Here is a 24,719-nt window from a genome sequence, read left to right as displayed (position 1 = left end):
AATACGCTTGACGGAAAGTCGATGCACCGCACGGGCGAACCCGCATGAACCAGGAGGCACAGATGACTGAAAGCAGCGGGCGAGCGCCGCGGATCCTGTTGTTGTACTACAGCTTCTCCGGGCAGTCGCGCAAGGTGCTCGAGGCTGCCGGCGAGGTGTTCGCCCAGCGGGGCTGCGAGGTGGTCACCGCAGGTATCGAATTCACCGATCCGCGCTACTCCGAGCGTTTTGCACAGTTCCCGCTGCGCAAGGTCTGGCCGGACATGCTCAGCGTGCTCAAGGCGCAGCAGCGAGGCGAGACGGGGGAGATCCGCACTCCCGATGCGGTGCGCGACGGTGAGTACGACTTGATCTGTATCGGCTCGCCGACCTGGTGGAAGGCGCCCGCCATGCCGATCAGGTCGTTTCTGCAAACCGATGAGGCCCGAAAGCTTCTTGACGGCAAGCCGTTTGTGGTGTTCACCGTGTGCCGCGAGTTCTGGCAGGAGAACTATGCCGAGGTCTGTCGGCTCGCCGAAGAGTGCGGCGGTCGCTATCAGGATGAGATTCACCTCAGCTACCCCGGTGACCCGCTGCGCTCGATGCTGGCGTTGACCAGCTACCTGGGCAGCGGCCGCTACCGGGAGCGCTACCTGGGCCTGCGCCTGCCACCCACCAACGTCCAACCCGAACAGCTCGACCGGGTCCGCAAGTTCGCTGCGGGCCTGGTGCGCCGGTTGTTCGGCAAGTGAGAGGTCAGCGGTAATGCCCCGTTCTTTTGAGGTGTCGTTCTCCTCGCCTGCCTCCGTCGAACAGGTCCACGGTGCCTTCGGGAACCGCTCCTACTGGGCGGCCCGGCTGGAGGCCTTTGGCGGAAGCAAGACCCTGGATTCCCTGGATGTGGATGCGGACGGCCGTATTCGGGTCGTGGTGACTGAGGACCTGCGCCACGGCGCGTTGCCCGGGATGTTGGCGAAGGTGTACCGCGGCGACCTCAACATCGTCACCACCGAGGTCTGGACGCCGGCCGGGGACGGACGGGTCAACGGGGAGATCACGGTTGCGGTGACCGGCGCTCCGGGGTCGGGGAGCGGCACCGCGATGCTCGAACGCGAGGGCTCCGGCTCGAAGCTGGCGTTGAATGGCACGATCCGGTTCAAGATGCCATTGGTGGGCGGTCCCATCGAGAGCTTCCTGGCCCGCGAATTCTCGCAAGGCATTCCGGAAATTCAACGGTTCACCACGACCTGGCTGGGTGAAAATGGCTGAATCTGAGTTCACTTATTCGCATGTGCCGACAACGGCCGAGGCGTTGGCACGGCTGGACATGCCGCTGGGCGAGGCCATGATGACCCAGCGTGCGATACGGCGGGTGTACTCCGACCCGGTCGATGACGCGGTGGTGCTCAAGTGCATCGAGCTGGCGTTGCGGGCCCCGACCGGAAATGACGGGCAGAACTGGGAATTCATCGTCGTAAAGGATCGCCGGGTCAAAGAAGAATTGGCCAAGCGATATCGGCAGGCGTGGAAAATTCAGCGCGGTGTGGTGTTGCGGAGAAAAATCAAGACCGACGAATCGATCGCCGGTATCGCCCGGGCGATGGAGTGGCAGATCGATCATTTCGCCGAGCTCCCCGTGCTGGTGGTGGCCTGCCTGCGGCTGGGCGCACGGGAAGGCCGGTTGCCGGTAGTGCGAATGCCGCACATCGCCGAATCCGCCTACTGGGGGTCGATCTACCCGAGCGTGCAGAATCTGCTGCTCGCGGCCCGTGCCATGGGCTTGGGTGCGTCGCTGATCACCCTCCCGCTGTGGAATCAACGCGCCGTGCGGCGTGTCCTGCGCCTGCCGCACGCGGTCACGCCATGTTGCATCGTGCCGCTCGGATGGCCGCGTGGGCGCTACGGCCCGACCACCCGCAGGCCGGTCGGGGAGGTGGCTCATCTCGACGGCTATGACAACAGAGAGTGGTTGCACCGCCGAGACCCCGAGACGCACAGGTCTACATAGGTCGCATTTTCGCAACCCTCGGGGTAGCCTGTGGTCCAACGTTGCTTCACTTCTGGGGGGAAGAAGAACGATGTATGTTGCCGCTTGCAACCGTCGGCAGGTCAAAGGGGGCGTGGCCGCTGCCGTCGCCGCGGTCGTCGCCGGACCGACGTTTGCTGTTGCGCCGCTCCCGGGCATACCGAGTGCGGAGCGCGCGGCGCGCCTGCTTGCTGCGGATTCGCTTCTCAACGTCCCGTTGAACCTGTTCCAGAACATCGTGAACATCCCGTCTAACGAGATCCAGGCGATTGAGAACTTCGGGAACGCGATGTTTTTCGGCGGGACTTGGTTCACATCCAGCGCCACGAACCTTTGGGGTGAGGACCCGGGCGACGGGGGGCGCTTCATGGCACTCACCCAGATGCTGTTCCCGTTCCCGGCGATTTCCGGGATCAATGACCCGGCCCCCGGATACGGCGACTTCAGTTGGGATGATGCGGCGGCTGGTCATTTGGGCCTGAGCCAGCAGATCGCCCTGATGCTGGACGCTGAGCTCCCGGTCAGTGCATCCAGCGAGGCCGACTGGAGCGGGCCGGTGATTCCGATAGCTCCCATCACCGGTTATGCCCCGCTCGACTCGGCCCTGTGGAACACCATGATATGGACCGGGCTGCAGGAGTTCCCGCTGATCGACAACTGGTTCAGAGTTCCCTTGTCTGATCTGCAGGACGGGTACGCGTTCGGTAACGTCGTCGACCCCTCCGCCGGGGTCGGCGAGAACGGGGCGGTTCCCGCCGACGACGTCTACCAGATGCCTGGCACGCATCCGCTGCTGGACGAAAACGGTGACCCCGTCCTGAACGCCAATGGCAACGTGATCCAACTCATGCCGTGGTCTAACCAGGAGTTCAAGCTGGATTTGGCGTATCCCTTCCAACACTTCTGGGAGAGCTTGCAGGCTCCGGTCGACCCCAACACCTACTTGCAGGGCTTCCAATTGCCCGACTTGATCGAATTGGGCCGGGCCCTGCAGGGCTTCGCCGCGGGCTCGGTCGTCGGCTTCGACCCATTTGTTGTGGGCAGCCCGGTTTGCCTGCAGGTCTGCGGTTCCATACCGGACGGGTTGAGCATGCCGGGGATCGTCCAGACTATTGGCCAGCTGTGGCCGGGAAACACCTCGATTGAGCACTGGCTTGAGCTGTATAACACCCCGGGTACGGGCCCAGGTGACCTGGCCAACCCGTTCGGTATGACCAACAACCCGGTGCAGACATCAGTTAACTTTTCGAACTTGTTCATGTTGGGGATTCGCTCACAGTTCGATCTCGGCAATCCGCTTCCAGATCAGGCGCCGGAGGGTGTGAATACCCCGATTGAGTTCCCGGTAGGCCCGACTGCTCAGGCCTTGATCGACTTGATGCAGAAGGACCTGGTTCCGGGCTTGAATGACAGCAGCGTGCAGGACTTCGTCGGCTCCATCGCGGCCGCTTTCCACTACACACCGATCGACTACAGCGACCCCAACTGGTTGATTGATGCCATACCGCCGAACACCATCGAAGAATGGCTCGCCTCGCTGTTCGCCGGTCTGGGGTTCTGAGCCGGGAGTCAGACCCGACCGTCAGAACATCAGCCTCGATCATCGATGTTCCGACGGCTTGTGGGCCGGTAATCGCTGCACTCGCCGCAATCGCTGCGGCTAGGGTGAGTTCTTGGGAATGTCGTTGACTCACCAGTGATTCGGCGCATCTTGACTGAAGCCGTGTGACCGGTATGCCGGGCGCGACGGCTGCTGCGGGTAGTCCTGTTGCGGCCATGCTGGCTACCGTCGCGTACCGCCTTTTGGGCCCGGTGGCTCTCTCCGCACAAATGTGCCCTTTTGCGGATGGCGACTTCGGTCTGCAGCTCTCGGATGTGCTGTTGGCGGCAGTCAGTCTGGCGTGCTCGCTGCGGTCGGGGGCAGGTAGTTGGCTCGTGTCGACGAGTTCGCCGATTCTTGTTTTCGCCAGCTGTAGACCGTCTGGTCTTTGAGGGCAAGATTGGCAGCGATCCGGCCGAGCGGCGGAGCACAGATCGAGTACCTCGCGGCGGGCGGAAGTCCTCGGGATAACGCTTGGGGGCGGACGCGGATCCTTCGGTGGGTGGACGTCGTGGCCCGAAATCGAGCAAACCGATTCCATGCCGCCCAAGGCCACTCTAAGCACGACCACATCCACAGTTACTGCCATTCTGCGCTGGGCTACATGTACGCTGCGCGGTGCAGCTACACAGGTCACCCCGCGTGGCCTGCGAGATCAACTGCCACCGACGATCGTGACAAGGGGCGTGCCAGAGATGGATCAGAAGGAAGTGACGCGCCGTATTCGATTTCGCGCCAGCTTGCTCAAGATCGGCGCCGACGGGCTGGTCGGCGTAGCCCGCGATCGAGCTACCGCTTATCGGTACGCCCTAACCGGACGCGAGACCGCCCCGCTGACCGACTTCGACCCGTTCGCACCCGAGACGATGCGCGATCCCTACCCGGGATACCGCGCGCTGCTGTCCGGGTCGAAGGTCTGGTATAGCCGCAAGCGCGGCATCTGGATCATTCCGGGCTACGACGAGGTCTGGCAGGCTCTGCGAGACGACGATGCGTTGTCCTCGGCGGAGAGCCAGGCCCGCTTCCGGGTCCGCCTGAAGACGATGAACGCTACCGACGCGCCGGAGCACACCCGGCTGCGCCATTCCGTGTCCCGGGCCTTTACCCCCCGAGCGATGAAGTCGTGGGAAGTCCACATCAACCGGGCTGCCGACGAGCTCGTCAACTCGATGCTCCGCCGCCGGCGGGTCGAGATCGTGACTGACCTGGCCAAACCGCTCCCTAACCGGCTGATCACGATGATGCTGGCAATACCGGAGGAAGACCGTCAACAATTCCTGGATTGGGCAGACACCATCAACGAGGCGGCGTTCGCGCCGCTGACCCCGCACGGCGTCGCGATGAATATGCGCTCCAGCCAGGCGGTCATCGCGATGTACCGCAGCCTCTACCCGATGATCAAGGCACGTCGGGCTGCGCCGGGTGACGACCTGATCTCGATGCTGGCGGCTCCCGGCGGGGAGGACACGCTCTCCGATGACGAGGTGTTCTGGACCACCTCGATGCTCGTCGGAGCCGGCAGCGAGACCACGACAAACCTGATATCCGGCCTGTTCTTAACCCTGGCGCAGCGTCCGGACGTTTACTCACGGCTACGCGAGAACCCAGAACTTATCCGCCCGGCGATCGACGAACAGCTGCGGTTGGTCTCCCCTGTTCAGGGGTTCTACCGCACCGCGACCCGCGATTACCCGGTCGGCGAGCACACGATCCCGGCCGGTGCGCGGGTACTGGTGCTGTACGCGGCCGCCAACCGGGATCCACGTCACTACTCGGATCCGGATAATTTCGACCTGGACCGCAATCCGACCGACCACGTCGCGTTCGGCGGCGGTGCGCACTACTGCTTGGGCACCCACCTGACCCGTATGGAGGTCAGCCGAGTGCTGACGCAGCTGATCCAGCGGGTCAAGGCGATCCGGCTGGACGGGGAGTACCGCTACATGGTCAATGCGACGATGCGCGGGCTGGAGCACCTGCCCGTTGAATTGGTGCTCGCCGACGACGATCCGGACCTGAGAGTGGCACAGTTGGGGGCCATCGGCGCGCAGTGAACGCCCAGCCGGTCGCGTTGTAGATCGTCTGGTCCTGATGGCCAGATCGGCAGCGATCTAGCCGACCGGCGGCAACCAGATCGAGTACCTCGCGGCGGGCGGAAGTCCGCGGGATAACGCTTGGGGCGGCCGCGGATCCTTCGGTGGGTGGACGTCGTGGCCCGAAATCGAGCAAACCGACTCCACGCCACCCCACGGCATATCAGAGCTGCATAAGTCGCACTTCGATAACTCTTCAGGTAGTTTCGACGCAGTCCTTACAGCTCTGTGGTTTTTGGGAGGAACACGCATGGGTGCCGCTGCACGCCGACGTGAGCACGTCCGACTGGGCATTGCGATGGCCGCGTCCGGTCTGATTGGTGTTACGCCGCTGCTGGCGCCTGCGCCGTGGGTGGCCGAGGGCTCCATCACGCAGCGAGCCGCGAACCTCATGAGCGGCGAGTCGCTGCTCAACGTACCGCTGAATCTGTTCCAGCAGTTGGTCAACATTCCTGCCAACGAGTTCGCGGGGATGCAGGTACTGGGTAACTCGTTGATTTCGAGCGGTCCTTGGTTCGGTGCCAGCGCCACCAACATCTGGGGTGAGGACCCGGGCGACCCGTTGCACTTCATGGGCATCATCGACATGCTGTTTCCGTTCAGGACGATTTCGGGGATTGGCCAGGCGGCGCCGGGGGTCGGCAATGACGGTCTGCCGTTCGACCCGAGTGGTGCTCTGGGCCTGCAGCCGGGTGACCCCGGCTATGTGAAGCCGTTTGACCCGAACGAGGCCGCACTGGGCCACCTGGGTCTCGGGCAGCAGATCACGTTGTGGATGAATGCCGAGATTCCGGTGAACGCATCCAGTGACGCGGACTGGAGCGCACCGGGGATCCCGACCTATCCGATAACTGGTATTACCGGGATCGACTTGGGCATCTGGTTCATCGCGATGATGACGGGTCTGCAGAAGTTTCCGCTGATCGACAACTGGTCGCAGGTTTCGCTGAGCGATCTGCTGAACGGCTACACGTTCCCGCACATCACCAGCGACAACTACGACCCGGATCCGGTGCACGGCACCATCACCGGCCCTGGCGCCGGTGTGATCAACCCCTCGCAGGGTGTTGGAGTCAACGGTGAGGTGCCGGACAATCCGATCTGGGGCACCGTCGGCACTCACCCGCTGCTCGATGCTGACGGGAACCCGGTGCTCAACGCCAACGGCAACGGCGTGAACTTGATGCCCTGGGAAGGCCTGACCTGGAAGTTGGATCTGGCCTACCCGTTCCAGCAGTTCTGGACCGAACTGCAGCAGACTCCGGACAGCATGCAGGCCTACCTGGACGGGTTCGACCTGCCGACTCTTGAGGAGATGGCCCGCGCAGTGCAAACCCTGCTGGCCGGACTGCTGATCGGTTTCGACCCGCTCGTGCCCGGCAGTGTGGTCTGCCTGGGGCAGTGCGATATTCCGGTCTGGCTGCAATTGCCGTCGCTGGTGAAGGGCCTGGATGCGCTGTGGCCGGGCAATGCCTCGATCGAGGAGTGGCTCAGGTTGGCGGCTATCGAATCCCCGGTGGAAGGCGGGACCCCGGCAGGCTGGGGGTCTGTCAACGCGCCCACCAACCACCAGATCACGTACACCGAGGTCCTTCGGCAGTTGTTCGACTTCGGCAATCCGTCACCGGCGAATCCGCCCAGCTCGGTCGACACCCCGATCTCGACGCCGATCTCCGATGAGATGCAGTGGCTCATCAACCTGATGAAGGATCTCGGGGTGCAGGACTTCGTCCACAAGGTGGCAGATTTCCTGGGGTATGAGCCCATTTACGGCGACGATGCCGTTGCCCCGGCGGACGCGTCTGTGCCGTGGTACGACACGTTGCTTGGCCACTGGGGGCTCGACGGACTATTCGGTCTCTCCGCGTAGGGGTAGCGGTCGCCTGATTCCCCAGGTTTGACGGGCCGCTGAGCTACGCAAGCATGAGGGCAATCCGTTGCTGGACAACATGATCCACCGTTTGGATGCGGGTTCGCAGGGCCTCGGTGCGGTTCGGCGAGACCCTGTCCTTGTCCGGCTGCGGCTTCTGGTCGAGACCATCATCGGGCGCTACAAGACCGAAGTCGTCGGCGACGACGCACCGTTGCGACGGGCTCTGCTGCACCGGCTGGCCGCAGACGAGGCCTGATCACCCGCACGCCGAGCGTGGGCCAGAGCGGGGGCAGGCGCGCTGTAGACTGCGGCGTGTGTCACTACCCGTTCCCCATCCAGATGCGCGCGCAGTAGTCACCGGTGCGTCCCACGGTATCGGCGAGGCATTGGCTTCAGAGCTGGCGGCCCGTGGTCACAATCTGATCATCACCAGCAGACGCGAAGAGCTACTCAACGACCTGGCCGGCCGGCTGACGGACCGGCATAACGTCTCGGTCGAAGTCCGACCCGCCGACCTGGCCGACGCAGCCCAGCGAGCCGAATTGCGAGACGAGCTGGCGACTCGCAATATCTCGGTTCTGTGCGCCAACGCCGGTGCCGCAACAATCGGGCCGGTCGCGCAGCTTGACGCGGCAGGGGAGCGTGCGCTGGTGCAGCTCAATGCCGCGGGCGTGCACGACCTGGTGTTGGCGGTGCTGCCAGGCATGCTTGAGCGGAGGTCCGGCGGCATCCTGATGTCCGGTTCGACCGCGGGCAACGCGCCGATTCCTAACAACGCCACCTATGCCGCCACGAAGGCCTTCATCAACAGCTTCAGCGAATCACTGCACCACGAGGTGCGCGGATCGGGTGTGCACGTCACACTGCTGGCGCCCGGTCCCGTGCGGACCTTCACGGTGGAGTCGGTGGATGAAGCGACCAGCAGCAGGCTGGTGCCGGATTATCTCTGGGTCTCGGGTGAACACGCGGCGAAGGCTGCGTTGGATGGCCTGGCGCGCAACAAGACCCGGGTCGTTCCGGGCGGTCCGGCGAAGGTCATGTCACTCGCTAACCAGTACGCGCCGCGCCGCATTAGTGTGCCGATCATCGGTCGTGTCTACGGGCAGCTCGCCGGATTATGAGGACGCGAGGTTTCGCTGGGAAGGTTGCGGTCGTCACCGGGGCCGGTTCGGGCATCGGCCGGGCTCTGGCAATGGAGCTGGCCCATGCCGGGGCCAGGGTTGCGATCAGCGACGTGAACGCAGACGGGCTCGCCGAAACCCAACGGCAACTGACCGCCGTCGGCGCCGAGGTGCGCTCTGACTCGCTCGACGTAGCCGACCGGGCTGCATTTCTTGACTACGCCGATCGGGTCGCGGAGCACTTCGGGAGCGTCAACCACATCTACAACAACGCCGGTATTGCGTTCTTCGGAGACGTCGAGATCACCAGATTCGACGAGTTCGAGCGCGTGATGAACATCGACTTCTGGGGCGTGGTCAACGGGACCAAGGCATTCCTGCCGCACCTGATCGCTTCTGGAGACGGCCATGTGGTGAACGTCTCGAGCGCATTCGGGTTGTTCGCGCTGCCCGGCCAGGCCGCCTACAACTCGGCGAAGTTCGCCGTGCGTGGGTTCACCGAAGCGTTACGTCAGGAGATGGTTCTGGCCAAGCGCCCGGTGAAAGTCACCGCGGTATATCCCGGCGGCACCAAGACCTCGTTCATCGACAGCATGGGGGCGGCCGAACACCTCGGCGAGGTCGACCTGGTGAGCAGGTATGACAAACGCGCCTGGACAACCTCACCGGAGCGTGCCGCGCAGGTCATCCTGCGTGCGGTCCGTCGCGACCAACCTCGGATCCTGATCGGCCCCGATACCAAGATCCTCGATCTGCTGGTGCGTCTCACCGGGTCCGCCTACCAGCGTGTCGTCCCGCCGATGGCAGCGCGGTTCGTTCCTCCTCCGGCGTACTGACACGTCGGCCTCGAGGGGAGGGGTGTGATGCTTGAGGTAATCGACAAGGGCAGCGTCAGCGACGCCCATCCCGTTCCGCTGCTGTTCGTCCACGGCGCCTGGCATGCGGCTTGGTGCTGGGATGAGAACTTCCTCGGATACTTCGCCGATCTGGGTTACCGTGCTCTGGCGCTCAGCTTTCGGGGCCATGGCGGCAGTGCCACCGATAAGCCTCTGCGAGCGTGCAGCGTCGCGGATTATGTCGCGGACATCCGGTCGGTTGCCGACACCCTGCCGGAGCAACCGGTGGTGATCGGGCATTCCTTGGGCGGACTGATCGTGCAGAAGTACCTCGAGAATCGGCCGTCGCCGGCGGCAGTCCTGATGTCGTCGATTCCCCCGCAAGGGAATTTCGGGTCGAATCTGCGCTGGTTGCGTAACCGTCCGTGGCATGCGATGAAGATGGTGATCACCGGAAGGTCGCTGCCCTACATCAATACGCCCGCGTTGGCCCGGGAGAAATTCTTCTCCGCGGGGACTCCTGAGGAGCGGGTAGTGCAATGCGCAGCGCGACTACAGGAGGACAGTGCCCGGGTCAGCATCGACTGCCTACTGCTGGACTTGCCGCACCCGGACCGGGTGACGACGCCGCTACTGGTGCTGGGAGCAGACCAGGACGGCGCGCATACCCACAAGGAGGTCGAGGCGACGGCGCGCGCCTACCGCACCGAGGCCGAGTTCTTCCCCGACATGGGACACAACATGATGCTTGAGCCGGGCTGGGAGGCCGTGGCCCAACGAATCCATGGCTGGCTCGGCGACCGCGGCCTGTAGCGCCGGCTATCAGCGTCTCTCTGGATGACGACCGCGGGACGGGGATTCGTCACCGTCGCCGCTGCTGCGTCATCGGATCAGTAGCCGGGCCGGGGGCAGGGGTCCGCAGCGACTCAGTCGCGCAGCCCAAGCATCAGGACGCGATCCCACATCCGGTCGGTGAACAGTGCCCGCAGAAAGACAGTGGCTTTCCCCGAAGCCCCGATGGTGTAGCGGGGTTTGGGGTTTTTGGTCTCGACCACCCGCACCACGGCGCGTGCGACGGTCTCGGGTTTGACCATTACGCGGGGCATTTCGCTGAGCCGGCGGGTGCTCTCGGCGTAGCGGCGTTTGAACCCGCCGTAGGGATCGTCATCGTCGTAAGTGGGGTGCGCGTCTAGTTGCTTGGTCACGAACGGCGTTCGTACCCCGGTCGGGTCGAGCAACACCACCCGTACACCGAAGGGCGCTACCTCGGCCCGAAGCGCCAACGACAACGCCTCCATGCCGTACTTGACTATGTGATATCCGCCAGCCCCAGGGCCGACGAAACGTCCCGCGGTGCTGCCGATATTGATGATCGTGCCGTTCCCGCGCTCACGCATTCCAGGCAGGACGAGCTGTGATAAATGAAGGGCAGCAACCAAATTCGTCTCAAACAGGCTGCGCAGGTCACTCCGCGTCAGCTGTTCGAGCGGACCGGTCAACGGGAAGCCCGCACAGTTGATCAGCAAGTCCACGCCACCGTGAGAGGTCTGGATTTCCTGAACAAGCCGAACCACTGCCGCCTCGTCGGTGACGTCGAGGGAGCGCGCGGTCAACCCGCGCGACTGCAGGTGTTGCAGTGCTTCCGGATCGCGGCCAACCGCGAAGACACGGTAGTCGGCGGCATGCAACCGCTCGGCGATGGCCTTACCGATCCCGCTCGTTGCCCCGGTGACCAGTGCGACCGGTTCGGCGTTCAGCATCGAGTGTTGGTGGACCGCAGGTGGCTTACCACGGCCTGCTCCGGAGATCCGACGGTTCGGTGGATGTCAGTCCTTGACGAGGTCGAAGATGCGGTAGGTCATCTCCCCGCGGTCCAGATCGCGGAAGAACAGCGATCCCTCGACTACGGCGAACTCCCGGCCGAACCGGCGCAGGAAGAACGGCAGCCGCTCATTGATCAGCTCGTTGGAGCGCGGTGAATTCGCCGCCAAGCCGCGGACGACCTCCCTGCTGATGTCGCGTTCGTTGACCAGGCGCAGCGGCGGCTTGGCCAGGGTCTGCTGCCAGGACTCGATCTCCGCCCGGGTCCGGAAGTCGGTGTGCAGGAAATGGCCACCCGGGCGCAGCACCCGCCCAACCTCGCGGACGAACTGCCCGAAGTCGGGGTAGATGTGGGAGGCCTCGACGTTGATCACGGCGTCGAAGGACTCGTCGGGGAAGGGCAGGTTCAGCGCGTCGCCCTGCACGAAGTCCAGACCCGGCACCTGGTGACGCCGCTGGCAGAACGCCACCCCGTCGGGGTTGAAGTCGAGACCGGTGTAAGAGGCTGGTTTCAGGGTGCGAGCCAGGAAGGAAGCACCGCCACCGTGGCCGGAGCTGACCTCAAGCACCTTCTTTCCGGCAAGGTCGATCTGCGTCGCGGTCTGGTGGTAGAGCTGGATCGAGTACCGGTTGGGCTCGTCGGCTTCGTCGAGCTTCAGCCCCAGCGGCGGATCCTGCTCGTAGCCCCAGTTGAGGAAGACGACGTCGTCGTGCCCCATCCGCTTGGTCATGTACGGGTACCAGTATTTGAAGACCTTCTTGTAAAGCGGCAACGCCGAGATGCGGTAAACCAGGTCGGCACCGACTTTTTCCAAGGTCTCAGATGGGGAACGCACCATACCGAAAGTATGGCACAGCTCAGTGGTGGCCCGAGCCGCCGGTGGTGGCGGTCGGCACGGCCGTGCGCCGGGGCTCGCTACGGTAGCGCGAGGGTGGCCCGCCGATGTTGCAGAGCCGCCACATCATCTTTCCGGTGACAGTCATCAGGCCGATGTCGTGGCAGAGCATCCGGATGTCGGCGAAGGTGTTGCGCAGTTCCTGACGGGACTCGGGTGTGCCGGCCCGTAACTGTTTGCGAACCGATCGCGGTACCTGGAACTGCCGACAGAACCGGCGCGGCGGCACCACTATGGGCTGGGCGAGCACTCGCATGACGACCGGTACATAAAAGGACATCCACACCCGGTTGATCCAGCGTGTGTTTGGGACGCGTCTACGTAAGTAGGCATCCGCGAACGAAATGTGGCGGGCTTCCTCGGCGACGTGGATGGCCATGATCTTCTCTACCAGCGGATGTGTTGACCCCGGGTTGCGCAATGCTCTGGTCTGGATCACATCGACGGGCACCTCGCCTGCCAGGACGCCGAAGAAGAACACATTGGGGAAGGGCCCGGCATACAGCGGCATCAGCGGAGAAAGCCAGCGCATCCAGTTCGGCATGCCCGGCACATTGAAGCCGATGCGGTTCACCAGCTCCTGGAACATCAGGACGTGATTGCACTCTTCGATGGTCTCGTGCATGCAGTAGCGGTGTTCGGGGGAGTCGTTGGGCATCCGAGACGCGTACTGAACCAGGCCGCGGATCAGCATGCTCTCGAACTGCATCGCGACCTTGGCGGTGTTGGCCTGTTGCCACATGCCCATCGCGATCTGCCTGTCGAGGGGTTGGCGGCGATACCAGGACGTGCGCGCGAGCGGGCCCTCCGTCAGTACCCACCGCGGGTCTTCCGGTGTGAGGGCATGCTCGGCGGCGTCCCAGTCCACGTCGGCGAAGGGATCGAACTGATGCCGCAGCGAACTGGCGGAAAGGCCAGCCAGCAGGGCTGCATAGTCAGCGTCGTCGCTGCTTGCGGTGGCGCGCAGCTGCCGCCGGGTGGCTCGAGAAGTGATGGTCAGCGCCAGTCCGGCTGTGCATATGGCACCGAGCAACACGCTTACGAGCATCTCCACCGACATACCAAACATCGCACTGTCCCCGTTAGTAGATCCGAAACGGATGATTTAGGTCCAATAGCAGACTTGCGAGCATCTTATCGTTAAAGTGACACACTTGTCGGATGCCGCGGCGTCGCCCCTGCGCTAGCTGCCATCTCGTTGCCTGGGCGTGGGGCGGAGATCAGGGCTGATCTCCGCAGACGGGGAAATGCCTGGCCGTTGCGGTAGCGTGTTGTCCTTATGGGGACCCAGCAGGACGCGGACTACGACGCCATCATCGTGGGCGCGGGCTTCGGCGGCATCGGCGCAGCGATCCAACTCCGCCGGCTGGGCTACGACAAGATCGTGATCCTCGATCGCTTGGACGGTCTTGGCGGAACGTGGCGGGTGAACCATTACCCGGGTCTGTCCGTCGACCAGCCCTCGACTACCTATTCCTACTGGTTCGAGCCCAACCCGTACTGGTCGCGGCTGTTCGCGCCCGGTAACGAGGTCCAGGCCTACGCCGAGCATGTGGCGGACAAATATGACGTGACGCGCTTCATGCGCTTCAACACCACCGTCGACGGCGCCCAGTGGGACGAGGACGCCAAGGTGTGGCGGACGACGCTGGCCGGCGGCGAGACGCTGACTTCGCAGTTCCTCATCGTCGCCACCGGCTTCCTGTGCCAGCCGAAGATCCCGGAGATCCCCGGCATCGAGACATTCGCCGGCCACGTCGTACACACCGCGGAGTGGGACCACGACTACTCGATGGCGGGCCGTCGGGCGGCGGTCATCGGAACCGGCTCCACCGGGATTCAGGTGATCCCCGAGCTGGCTAAAGAGGTCGCCGATCTGACGGTGTATCAGCGCACCCCAATCCTGGTGACGCCCAAGTCCGACGTGGTGTTCCCGCCGGCGGTGCAACGGATGTTCGCCCGGATTCCGTTCACCCAGCGCATCATCCGGTGGCTCACCGACAACACCACGGACTTCATGATGGTCCTCACCATGTGGCGCTACCGTCGCTTCAAGTTCCTCAACAAGGCGATGGCGGCCCAATCGGCGCTGCATCGACGCCGGGCGGTGCGGGATCGTGAACTTGCCGACAGGATGCGGCCCGATTTCGACTTCGGATGCAAGCGCCCGTCAATCTCGAACGACTACTACCCGACATTCGCCAAGCCGAACGTGCACCTGGTGACCGAGGGAATCGAGCGGATCGAGCCGGACGGCATCGTGTCGCGGGACGGCACCAAGCGCGAGATCGACACCCTGGTGCTGGCGACGGGTTACGACGTGTGGGAGGGCAACCTGCCGGCGATCGAGGTGATCGGTCGCGGCGGTCGCAACCTGGGGAAGTGGTGGCGTGAGACTCGTTTCCAGGCCTACCAGGGCATGACCGCCCCTGCCTTCCCGAACTTCATCAATATGGCGAGCCCGTTCTCCTGGGTCGGGTTGTCCTGGTTCAACACCGTGGAATACCAGACCCGGCACATGAACCGGTTGTTCGGCGAGGTTCAGCGGCGCGGTGCGCAGACGTTCGAAGTCACCGAGGAGGCCAACACGCGCTTCTACGAGCGGATGATGGGCCTGCTGGACAGCTCGGTGTTCCACCTCGGCAACTGCGCCACCTCGAATTCCTACTGGTTCAACCAGCAGACCGGCGAGGCGCCGCTTTTCCGGCCCACCTCGGTTCGTAGCGCCGTCAACGAGCAGGACAGCTTCCCGCTGACCGACTACGCGATCACGTGAGCACTGTTGCCGTTGGCGCGCGCGGTTGCGGGGTTCGTGCACCTACCCCGACGCATGCGGAGGCTGATTCTGCACGCCGCCCCATGTTTTACTCATTGGTGCAGTTCGTGCGCTCACCGATTCGTTGGCGTGCGGGGGGGAACGGGTGAGGGAGATCCTGGTTGTCAGACTTTTCGGGCGGGTATGGATACCGCTGGTCATTCTGCTGGTGATCGGAGGCGGAGCCTTCATAGTCTCGCGAGTTCACGGGATCTTCGGCTCGGAGCAGCGCCCGCTCTACACCGACAGCCACGTCGCCGGCACCAACTCGTACACCCCCAAGCAGGTGGTGTACGAGGTCTTCGGTCCGCCCGGCGCGGTGGCCGACATCAGCTATTTCAATGCCGATATCCAGCCGCAGCAAGTGAACGCCGCTCTCTTGCCGTGGTCGTTGACCTTGTCGATCAATGCACCTGCCGTCATAGCAAATGTTGTGGCGCAGGGCGATAGCCCCAGTCTGGGCTGCCGCATCATGGTGGACGGTGAAGTCGAGGCCGAGAGGGTGTCGCACGGGGTGAACGCCTATACGCATTGCGAGGTGCAGGGCGCATGAGCGCCCGCCGCCCGGCCTTCGCCGCGGCCGTCCATAAGTTCGCCATCCCGGTAATTCTTGCCTGGTTGGGAATCTCCCTGCTGGTCAGCCTCGGCGTTCCGCCGCTCGAACAGGTCGCCAAGGACCGCGCCGTATCGCTGAGCGCCCAGGATGCACCGTCGTTGAAGGCGATGGCGCGCATCGGCGAGCTGTTCCAGGAATCCGATACCGACAGCATCACGATGATCGTGCTGGAAGGCGAGCAGCCGCTTGGCGAGGCTGCCCACCGCTACTACGACGAACTCGTCGGTCAGTTGAACGCCGATTCGGCGCACGTGCAGCATGTGCAGGATTTCTGGGGTGATCCGTTGACCGCGCCCGGGGTCCAGAGCGCCGATGGCAGGGCCGTCTACGTCCAACTGAATCTCGTCGGAAACATGGGTGAGGCGAAGGCGAACGAGTCCGTTGAGGCGGTCCGGGAAATCGTGAACCGCATCCCCCCGCCGCCTGGAGTCAGCGTCTATGTCACCGGTCCGACGCCGCTGAGCGCAGACATGATGCAGGTCGGTGACCGCGCCATCACGAAGATCACGCTGGCAACAGTCGTGGTGATAGCGATCATGCTGCTGCTGGTGTACCGCTCCGTTGCGACGGTGGCGCTTGTGCTCATGATGGTCGGGGTGGAACTGACGGCGGTGCGAGGCGTCGTCGCCTTTCTCAGTAATACCGGCGTTATCAGAATCTCGACGTTCGCGATCAGCATCCTGGTCTGCTTGGCGATCGCTGCGGGTACCGACTACGTAATTTTTTTCATCGGGCGGTACCACGAGGCGCGCCAGGCCGGCGAAGACCGGATGTCGGCCTACCACACCGCATATCGCGGTGTGGCGCATGTGATTCTGGCTTCGGGCTTGACCGTCGCGGGGGCAACGTACTGCCTGAGCTTCACCCGGCTCCCAATCTTTCAGACCATGGGTGCCCCGTGCGCGGTAGGGATGCTGGTCGCGGTTGCGGTCGCGCTTACGTTGGTGCCGGCCGTTCTCGCGGTGGCCGGCCGGTTCGGCTTGCTTGAGCCTAAGCGCACCATGTCGACTCGCGGTTGGCGGCGGGTGGGAACGGCGGTCGTACGCTGGCCCGTGCCCATCTTCCTGGCTTCCTGTGCAGTGGCGCTGGTGGGTTTGTTGGCGCTAACGGGATACCACGTCAATTACGATGACCGTCCGTACATGCCCCGTGACACGCCGGCCAATGTCGGTTGGGCGGCAGCGGAGCGCCATTTTTCCGAAGCGCGATTGCGGCCCGAGGTATTGGTGATCGAGTCCGATCACGACATGCGTAATTCAGCGGATTTCTTGGTATTGAACAGACTGGCCAAGGCGATCTTCCGTGTCGAAGGCGTGGCGCTGGTACAGGGCGTTACCCGGCCGGAGGGCGCGCCGCTGGAGCATACGTCAGTGCCGTTTCTGCTGAGCTTGCAGAGCGCCGGTCAGTTACAGAACATCAAGTTCGTGAAGGACCGGATCGCCGATATGCATGCGCAGGCTGACGAACTGTCCGGCACGATCGCGTCGCTGGAGCGCGCCTACACGTTGATGCAGGAGTTCGAGCACACAACGCACCATATCGTCGGGGTCAGCAAGGAAACGATAGAGATCACCCGGGAAATACGCGACGACATTGCAAATTTCGATGATTTCTTCAGAACATTTCGGAATTATTTCTACTGGGAGCCGCACTGCGCCAATATCCCGGTATGCGCGGCGATGCGGTCAGCCTATGACGCCTCGGATGGTATCGACAGGGTCAGCGAAAAACTGGATGAGTTGACGCCGGATCTGGACAATTTCGACACGGTGATGCCCCAGGTCCTTGCTCTGGTACCGCCACAGATCGCCACCATGAAAAATGTGCAGAATATGCTCTTGACTGCCAACAGCACTATGGTGGGCATCATCGAGCAAATGGAGCAGCTGGGCACGGATGCGTCGGCGATGGGGCAGGATTTCGACGCTGCCCAAAATGATGACTCCTTCTACTTACCCCGCAGCGTGTTCGGCAACCCCGATTTCCAGCGTGTGATGAAGCTGTTCTTGTCACCCGACGGCAAGGCCGCGCGCTTCATCATCACGCACCGGGGCAACCCAAGCACCGAAGCGGGTATCGCGCGGATCAATCCGATCATCACGGCGGCCGAGGAGGCGCTCAAGGGCACGCCGTTGGCTACCGCCAAGATTTATGTCGCCGGCAACGCGGCGGTTCTGAAGGACCTCAAAGAAGGATCGGCCTACGACCTGCTCATCGCGGGCACGGCGTCGCTGTGCATCATCTTCACCATCATGCTGCTTCTCACCCGCAGCCTGATTGCGGCGCTGGTGATTGTAGGCACTGTGGTCGGCTCGTTGGGTGCCTCGTTCGGGCTGTCGGTCCTGGTCTGGCAGTACCTGCTGGGCTTGAACCTGCACTGGATGGTGCCGCTGATGGCGATCATCATTTTGTTGGCGGTGGGCGCCGACTACAACTTGTTGCTGGTCGCGAGGTTCAAGGAGGAAATCGCGGGCGGTCTCAAGACCGGCATCATCCGTGGCATGGGGGGGACCGGCAAAATTGTTTCGACGGCAGGCCTGGTCTTCGCGTTCACCATGGCGGCGATGATCGTCAGCGACCTGCGGGTGGTCGGGCAGGTTGGTACGACGATAGGTCTCGGGCTGCTGTTCGACACCTTGGTGGTGCGTTCGTTCATGACCCCGTCGGCGGCCGCGCTGCTGGGTCGCTGGTTCTGGTGGCCCCAGCAGGTAAGTACCCGCGGCCGCACATCTCAGGTCCACCGGCCGCTCCCAAGCGTGAGCCTGACTTCGCGGACGCCATGACAACTCGATCGCCACGCTATCCCTGCATGGCGCTCGTCCCTACGCTGGTCAGCGTTCCCCGTTAAGCACTAGATTTAGGCAAGTTCTGTTGTTCTGCTGGCATCAGCAGCCTGTTTAGGTTGGCGCCATCAAGTCCTTGCTTTAATTTTGATAGCCTGATAAAAACCTGATAGCTTCATTGCGTGAGACATGCACTCATGACGGGCGTCGCGGCAACGGTCGCTGCCGTCACGACGCTGTCCATGTCGTCTGCTGTCGCTTCGGCCGCTGATGCTGTTCAGCCCCTGGACGTTTCGCTCACCGCCACGGGCGGTGTGTGGAACATCGGCGGCCTCAATGACCTGCCCTACGGGCAGAGCGTGGCGCTGGTTCTCGGCTCCAGTGGAATTCCTACTCCGTCCGAAACCTACGTCGAGACCGCGTTCAACACGTATCTGGCCCCCAGCGGGCTGTTCGACGGGGACTTGAGCCACGTGTACGCCTTGACCACCCCGGAGCTTGGCTACGACACCAGCGGTGTCCTCCCGCGGGATCAGGCTGACATCATGGCGGCGCTGGTTCCTCTGCTGCAGAGCGGTCATGAAGTCACGTTGTTCGGGTATTCGCAATCGGCGGCGGCCGTCAACGGGGCACTCAACGAGCTGTACGACACCTACGGTGACGACGTCACCGGTCGCGTCAACTTCGTACTGGTCGGCAACGGTGGTTCACCGGACGGCATTATGAACATGATCTACGCCTCGTTGCCGTCGTGGGCGCAGGACATCCTACGATCCGCCGCAGCTCAATTGAGTCTCGACGGTGGTGTACTGAACTTCGGGGAGCACGAGCCTTCGCTCTACATCACTCCGGATCACTTTCACGGCAGCGTATTCACTCTTCAAGGTTTCGGAGGGATGTCGGTTCCCGACGGCTATGCAAGCTGGAGCCCCACGAGTTTTGCTGACGGCTCATGGTTCCTGCAGCTCCTGGGACTGTTCACCAGTCATGAGCTGTACATGGGAGTGTCAGCCAATGACATCTACGCTGCATTGGAGGGCATCGACCCCAATGACATGGTCCACCACATCGACTTGAGCCCGTCCGAGGGCTTTTTGACTCTGCTGACCGCAGCGGGAACCAACGTTGGTTGGATTCCCGAAGCTCTTGGAGATCCGCTGGTGGACTTCTTCTCCGGCCTCGGTATCTAGTTCGGTCGGGCATCAGCTAGCCGGTCACTCGCCTTGACCACTCGGCTGTCGCAGCGGACCCTGTCGGGTTCCAATGCCGACTCTGGCCAGTTCCCTGCACCGTGGGCTAGATTTAGACAAGTTCTGGTTGTAGAAAATAGTCGCGGGTTCCGGCACGGTTTCAGCTGGTGATTCCGCGCCGATAAGGCCGATAAAGGAGTCGGTAGATGAGCATTTCGGCCCGGTCCGTAGAGGGCGCCCGGGGACGGGTGCTGTCAGGAGGTGCGAGCGCGCCGGGTTATTCGTCGGCGCTGAGATCAGCGTCGATGTGAGGCTGGTCTGAAGGGAGCGCCACACATGTCCCACGAATCCCTTTCGGTTGCGTTGGAGCGCGAGCATCTGGAGGTCGACGCGGGGATCGGCGCGTTTTTGGACGGCCTCGATGTCGGCCGCGTCGACGCCGACGGCTTGGGTGCGACTCTGGCTGTGCTGCGGCGCCACATCTACCTGGAGGAACAACTGCTGTTCCCGCCGATCGCCAGGGGCGCCCACATGATGGCGGTCTTCGGGATGATCCGAGGCCACGGCGAGATCTGGCGCACCATGAACGCTCTCGACGATCTGGCCCGCGCCGGCGCCGACCATGCCGCCCTGCGGGCCGCCTGTTGCCGGCTGTTGGACCAGCTGGCCGACCACAACAAGGTGGAGGAGCCGGTGATCTACCCGGCCGCCGACACCGGGTTGGCGCCGGAAGTCGCCGCAGAAGTGGCCGAATTCCTTGCTGCGGGCCAGATGCCAGAAGGGTGGACCTGCGCAAGGGGAGCAGCCTGAGCGATCAGGATTCGGCGGAGATGACCGCCGAGAGGCCGGCGTGGTACGCGGCCAGGCTGTGCCGCCAGCCGATGTCGATCGCACCGCCGCTGTCCACGGCGATCTCGGCGCCCACGTGTACATACGGCGCGGGCGGCACCAGCGGGACGATGTCGAGGAAATTCACCACGCGATAACAGCATTCGATGGCTGCGTCGAACGCGGCCTTGAAGTCGGGCACGCCGACGCGTGGGCCACCGAAGGTGGTCAGCCGCGGCTCGAGGGTGTTGGGGGGCATCCCTTGCTCGACATCAGGTGCGGCCAGCACGGCCAAGGCGGCCCCCAGGCTGTGCCCGGTGATGAGGATCTGGCTGCACCCGCTGGTCGCCGCGGGCAGGTTGGCGGCGATGGAGGCCCGGACGCAGTCGTAGGTGTCCTGGAAGCCGGCATGCACCTGGCCGAATCCGGCGCTCCAGCGAGTCTCGACGGAGGAGAGGCGAAGCTGGGACCGCCGCATGAACTCCGCCACCGGCGCATACGGCGTCGGGATGAAGTCGAGATCGGCGATCCAGTCCGCCACATCGGAGCTGCCACGAAATGCGATGAACGCGGTGCCACTGGTGGTGTCGCGGCCCATCAACCCAAAGATGTTGGTGTCCTTGGCCATAGCCGTCGCAGGATGCTGCTCGGGCAGCGCGGCCAGGTGCGCCTGGTCGGCCTTGATGAGGGCGGTCTGGCTGAACCCGGGCGGCAGCGTGGGCTCGGCGCCGGACATCACGGTGTAGGCCGCCGACGCCAGCGGCTGCACCACATCGCGGGCGTACGACGGGCTGAAAGCCACGTTGAACAGTGTAGAAGCTCCAGCCCTGCCAGAGCCGGTGTTGGTGGCAGGCTTTAGACTTCTGACCAACGGCATTGAACCGGCCATCACCGGGGAGCCTTCGGAAGAACAGCCGCACCGCCTAGCGACCGGCTCAGTAGAACCGAACGGGACGGCCCGTCACAGCCCTTCATCGAGCGGTCGCGCCCCAGGACAGGAGTGCGGCAAGCGGGGTGGTACCGCGGCGCTCGCGCAACCGCGCGGCGTCGTCCCCGGGCCGGGCCCTTGGGAGACGACACACCGTGAGCGAACGCAGCTATCCGAAGCCGGCCGCCGGCGCCCCCGACTTCCCATCGGCTGAACTCGCCGTCTTGGACTACTGGGCGGCCGACGACACTTTCCGGGCCAGCATCGCTCGCCGCGACGGCGCGCAAGAATACGTGTTCTACGACGGGCCACCGTTCGCGAACGGCCTGCCGCACTACGGGCACCTGCTGACCGGCTACGTCAAGGACATCGTGCCGCGCTACCGCACCATGCGCGGCTACAAGGTGGAGCGCCGGTTCGGTTGGGACACCCACGGGCTGCCCGCCGAACTGGAGGTGGAGCGCCAGCTCGGCATCACCGACAAGTCACAGATCGACGCCATGGGCATCGCCGCGTTCAACCAGGCATGCCGGGAATCGGTGCTGCGCTACACGTCTGAATGGCAGGCCTACGTCACCCGCCAGGCCCGCTGGGTGGACTTCGACAACGACTACAAGACCCTCGACCTGCCGTTCATGGAGTCGGTGTTGTGGGCATTCAAGCAGCTCTGGGACAAGGGCCTGGCCTACGAGGGCTACCGGGTGTTGCCGTACTGCTGGCGTGACGAGACCCCGTTGTCCAACCACGAGCTGCGGATGGACGACGACGTCTACAAGAGCCGCCAAGATCCGGCGCTGACCGTCGGGTTCCGGATCCTTGGCGGGGGACCGGCCGGTGAACTCGAGGGCGCTCACGTGTTGGTGTGGACCACCACTCCGTGGACACTGCCGTCCAACCAGGCGGTGGCGGTCAACCCGGATGTGACCTATGTGCTGGTCGCGGCGGGGGAGCGGCGATACCTGCTGGCCGAGGCGCGGGTGGGCGCCTACGCACGCGAGCTCGGCCTGGGCGAGGGCGAACAGGCGCAGGTGCTGGGCAGCTACCGCGGGTCGGAGCTGCTCGATATGCGCTACGCGCCGCCGTTCCCGTATTTCATGGATTCGGCGAATGCTTTCCGGGTGCTGGCCGCCGACTTCGTGTCCACCGAGGACGGCACCGGCATCGTGCACCTGGCGCCCGCCTACGGCGAAGACGACAAGAACACCACCGACCCGGCCGGAATCATCCCGGTCACTCCGGTGGACGCCAAGGGCCGCTTCGATGCCACGGTTGCCGACTACGTCGGCCAGCATGTGTTCGACGCCAACAAGGCGATCATCGCCGACCTGAAGAACGGCACCGGCCCGGCTGCCGCCAACGGAGCGGTGCTGGTGCGCCACGAGACCTACGAGCACCCGTACCCGCACTGCTGGCGCTGCCGTAACCCGCTGATCTACAAGGCGGTGTCGTCGTGGTTCGTGCGCGTCACCGAATTCCGGGACCGGATGGTGGAACTCAACGAGCAGATCACCTGGTATCCCGAGCACATCAAGGACGGGATCTTCGGCAACTGGTTGCGCGGTGCGCGCGACTGGTCGATCTCCCGAAACCGCTACTGGGGCACTCCGATCCCGGTCTGGAAGTCCGACGATCCCACCTATCCGCGGATCGATGTCTACGGCAGCCTCGATGAGCTGGAACGCGATTTCGGGGTGCGCCCGGACAATCTGCATCGCCCCTACATCGACGAGCTGACCCGGCCGAACCCCGACGACCCGACCGGCCGTTCGACCATGCGGCGCATCTCCGACGTACTGGACGTCTGGTTCGACTCGGGTTCGATGCCCTATGCCCAGGTGCATTACCCCTTCGAGAACTCCGAATGGTTCGACGGCGGCGGGGGGCAGGCTGCCCATTACCCGGGCGACTTCATCGTCGAATACATCGGTCAGACGCGCGGTTGGTTCTACATGATGCATGTTCTGGCGACCGCGCTGTTCGACCGTCCAGCGTTCAAAACCTGTGTGGCGCACGGCATCGTGCTGGGCAGTGACGGGCAGAAGATGAGCAAGTCGTTGCGCAACTATCCGGATGTGAGTGAGGTGTTCGACCGCGACGGCTCCGACGCCATGCGCTGGTTCCTGATGGCGTCACCGATCCTGCGCGGTGGGAATCTGATCGTCACCGAAGCGGGCATCCGGGAAGGCGTACGGCAGGTGATGCTGCCGCTCACCAACGCCTACAGCTTCCTGACGCTGTATGCCCCGAAACCCGGTGTCTGGCGCACCGATTCGACGCACGTGCTGGACCGCTACATCCTGGCCAAGCTGGCCTCGCTGCGCGACGATCTGACGGCGGCGCTGGACGTCTGCGACATCTCCGGTGCCTGCGAGCAACTGCGGCAGTTCACCGAGGCGCTGACCAACTGGTACGTGCGGCGGTCCCGGCAACGATTCTGGGACGAGGACGCCGACGCGATCGACACCCTGCACACGGTGCTGGAAGTCACCGCGCGACTGGCCGCACCGCTGCTGCCGCTGACCACGGAGGTGATCTGGCGCGGCGTCACCGGGGAACGCTCGGTGCATCTGACCGACTGGCCCGAGGCCGCCGACCTGCCCGCCGATGCCGCGCTGGTGGCTGCGATGGACCAGGTCCGCGAGGTCTGTTCCGCGGCGTCGTCGGTGCGTAAGGCGCACCAGCTGCGAGTCCGGTTGCCGCTGCCGAAGCTCACGGTGGCCGTCGACGACCCGCAGCGGCTGGAGCCGTTCACCGATCTGATCGCCGACGAACTCAACGTCAAGGCCGTCGAGCTGACCGCCGACATCGCGCGTTACGGCCGGTTCGACCTGGCCGTCAACGCGAAGGTGGCCGGACCGCGGCTGGGCAAGGACGTCCAAGCCGCGATCAAGGCGCTCAAGGCCGGCGACGGCGTCGTCAACACCGACGGCACGTTGAGCGCGGGACCGGTGGTGCTGCTCGAGGGGGAATACACCGCCAAACTGGTGGCCGCGGATCCGGAATACACCGTGGCGCTGCCCGAGGGCGCCGGTCTGGTGGTGCTCGACAGTGCGGTGACGCCCGAGCTGGAAGCCGAGGGGTGGGCCAAGGACCGGATCCGGGAGCTGCAGGAGCTGCGCAAAACCAGTGGCTTTGAGGTGTCCGACCGGATCAGTGTGGTCATTGCGGTACCCGAGCAGCGGCTGGAATGGGCGCAGAATCATGCCGAGTTGATCGCCGGAGAAATCTTGGCGACCACTTTCGAATTCGGTGACCCGGCCGATCCCGTGGAAATCGGGGACGGTGTGCGGGTGTCGATCGCCAAGGCCTGAGGG

At 63.9% G+C, this 24,719-nt stretch carries 20 protein-coding genes; 16 read left to right on the top strand and 4 right to left on the bottom strand.

The window, feature by feature from the left end:
- The first annotated feature begins 62 nt into the window (after positions 1–62).
- The 10 genes from NM962_19750 (at position 63) to NM962_19705 (ending at position 10,341) form a co-directional block, all read left to right on the top strand.
- Positions 63–731: a flavodoxin family protein gene (locus NM962_19750; GenBank protein UVO12106.1), complete on the top strand. Its 669-nt coding sequence runs from the start codon at positions 63–65 to the stop codon at positions 729–731.
- 13 nt (positions 732–744) lie between these two features.
- A complete protein-coding gene (locus tag NM962_19745) occupies positions 745–1,248 on the top strand; it encodes a DUF2505 domain-containing protein (GenBank protein UVO12105.1) in 504 nt (167 codons plus the stop codon).
- Positions 1,241–1,987 (top strand): nitroreductase family protein, encoded by a 747-nt coding sequence (locus tag NM962_19740; protein ID UVO12104.1) that lies wholly within the window; start codon positions 1,241–1,243, stop codon positions 1,985–1,987. The genes NM962_19745 and NM962_19740 overlap by 8 nt, the downstream gene beginning before the upstream one ends.
- A 112-nt stretch (positions 1,988–2,099) precedes the next feature.
- Positions 2,100–3,566: a hypothetical protein gene (locus NM962_19735; protein ID UVO12103.1), complete on the top strand. Its 1,467-nt coding sequence runs from the start codon at positions 2,100–2,102 to the stop codon at positions 3,564–3,566.
- 734 nt (positions 3,567–4,300) lie between these two features.
- Positions 4,301–5,659, top strand: a complete 1,359-nt coding sequence (locus NM962_19730) for a cytochrome P450 (GenBank protein UVO12102.1) — start codon at positions 4,301–4,303, stop codon at positions 5,657–5,659.
- 289 nt (positions 5,660–5,948) lie between these two features.
- Positions 5,949–7,568, top strand: coding sequence for a hypothetical protein (locus tag NM962_19725; GenBank protein UVO12101.1), 1,620 nt, complete (start codon positions 5,949–5,951; stop codon positions 7,566–7,568).
- A 79-nt stretch (positions 7,569–7,647) separates the two neighbouring features.
- Entirely contained in the window at positions 7,648–7,827 is a 180-nt protein-coding gene (locus NM962_19720; protein UVO12100.1) for a hypothetical protein, read from the top strand.
- 58 nt (positions 7,828–7,885) lie between these two features.
- The gene (gene cmrA / locus NM962_19715) at positions 7,886–8,692 is read left to right on the top strand and encodes a mycolate reductase (protein UVO12099.1); all 807 of its coding nucleotides are present in this window, start codon (positions 7,886–7,888) and stop codon (positions 8,690–8,692) included.
- A complete protein-coding gene (locus NM962_19710) occupies positions 8,689–9,528 on the top strand; it encodes an SDR family NAD(P)-dependent oxidoreductase (GenBank protein ID UVO12098.1) in 840 nt (279 codons plus the stop codon). The genes cmrA and NM962_19710 overlap by 4 nt, the downstream gene beginning before the upstream one ends.
- Before the next feature lie 27 nt (positions 9,529–9,555).
- Positions 9,556–10,341 (top strand): alpha/beta hydrolase, encoded by a 786-nt coding sequence (locus NM962_19705; GenBank protein UVO12097.1) that lies wholly within the window; start codon positions 9,556–9,558, stop codon positions 10,339–10,341.
- 113 nt (positions 10,342–10,454) lie between these two features.
- On the opposite strand, the gene NM962_19700 is transcribed toward NM962_19705, so the two are convergent.
- The 3 genes from NM962_19700 to NM962_19690 form a co-directional block, all read right to left on the bottom strand.
- Positions 10,455–11,288: an SDR family NAD(P)-dependent oxidoreductase gene (locus NM962_19700; protein ID UVO12096.1), complete on the bottom strand. Its 834-nt coding sequence runs from the start codon at positions 11,286–11,288 to the stop codon at positions 10,455–10,457.
- 66 nt (positions 11,289–11,354) lie between these two features.
- Positions 11,355–12,188 (bottom strand): class I SAM-dependent methyltransferase, encoded by an 834-nt coding sequence (locus tag NM962_19695; protein UVO12095.1) that lies wholly within the window; start codon positions 12,186–12,188, stop codon positions 11,355–11,357.
- A gap of 19 nt (positions 12,189–12,207) precedes the next feature.
- The gene (locus tag NM962_19690; protein ID UVO14844.1) at positions 12,208–13,305 is read right to left on the bottom strand and encodes a diiron oxygenase; all 1,098 of its coding nucleotides are present in this window, start codon (positions 13,303–13,305) and stop codon (positions 12,208–12,210) included.
- A gap of 219 nt (positions 13,306–13,524) precedes the next feature.
- Here NM962_19690 and NM962_19685 point away from each other — a divergent pair, with 219 nt between their 5' ends.
- The 5 genes from NM962_19685 (at position 13,525) to NM962_19665 (ending at position 20,459) form a co-directional block, all read left to right on the top strand.
- Positions 13,525–15,021: an NAD(P)/FAD-dependent oxidoreductase gene (locus NM962_19685; GenBank protein ID UVO12094.1), complete on the top strand. Its 1,497-nt coding sequence runs from the start codon at positions 13,525–13,527 to the stop codon at positions 15,019–15,021.
- Positions 15,022–15,175: 154 nt separating this feature from the next.
- Positions 15,176–15,613 (top strand): MmpS family protein, encoded by a 438-nt coding sequence (locus tag NM962_19680; GenBank protein ID UVO14843.1) that lies wholly within the window; start codon positions 15,176–15,178, stop codon positions 15,611–15,613.
- Positions 15,610–18,459 carry an RND family transporter gene (locus NM962_19675; GenBank protein ID UVO12093.1) on the top strand — a complete coding sequence of 950 codons (2,850 nt, stop codon included), beginning with the start codon at positions 15,610–15,612 and terminating at the stop codon, positions 18,457–18,459. Before NM962_19680 ends, NM962_19675 begins: the two co-directional genes overlap by 4 nt.
- 182 nt (positions 18,460–18,641) lie before the next feature.
- The gene (locus NM962_19670) at positions 18,642–19,649 is read left to right on the top strand and encodes a PE-PPE domain-containing protein (GenBank protein ID UVO12092.1); all 1,008 of its coding nucleotides are present in this window, start codon (positions 18,642–18,644) and stop codon (positions 19,647–19,649) included.
- A 336-nt stretch (positions 19,650–19,985) separates the two neighbouring features.
- Complete coding sequence (locus NM962_19665; protein UVO12091.1) at positions 19,986–20,459, top strand: hemerythrin domain-containing protein; 474 nt, start codon at positions 19,986–19,988, stop codon at positions 20,457–20,459.
- A gap of 4 nt (positions 20,460–20,463) precedes the next feature.
- Here the strand turns inward: NM962_19665 and NM962_19660 are convergent, their stop codons facing one another.
- Positions 20,464–21,279 (bottom strand): lipase family protein, encoded by an 816-nt coding sequence (locus tag NM962_19660; protein ID UVO12090.1) that lies wholly within the window; start codon positions 21,277–21,279, stop codon positions 20,464–20,466.
- Between the two features lie 281 nt (positions 21,280–21,560).
- Between NM962_19660 and ileS the strand changes: the two genes are divergently transcribed.
- Positions 21,561–24,716, top strand: coding sequence for an isoleucine--tRNA ligase (ileS, locus tag NM962_19655; GenBank protein ID UVO12089.1), 3,156 nt, complete (start codon positions 21,561–21,563; stop codon positions 24,714–24,716).
- Positions 24,717–24,719: the final 3 nt, after the last annotated feature.

Source organism: Mycobacterium sp. SVM_VP21 (assembly GCA_024758765.1).
Taxonomy (GTDB): Bacteria; Actinomycetota; Actinomycetes; order Mycobacteriales; family Mycobacteriaceae; genus Mycobacterium; species Mycobacterium heraklionense_C.
The sequence above is the reverse complement of the archived record's forward strand: the minus strand, read 5'-3'. Positions and strand labels throughout refer to the sequence as shown.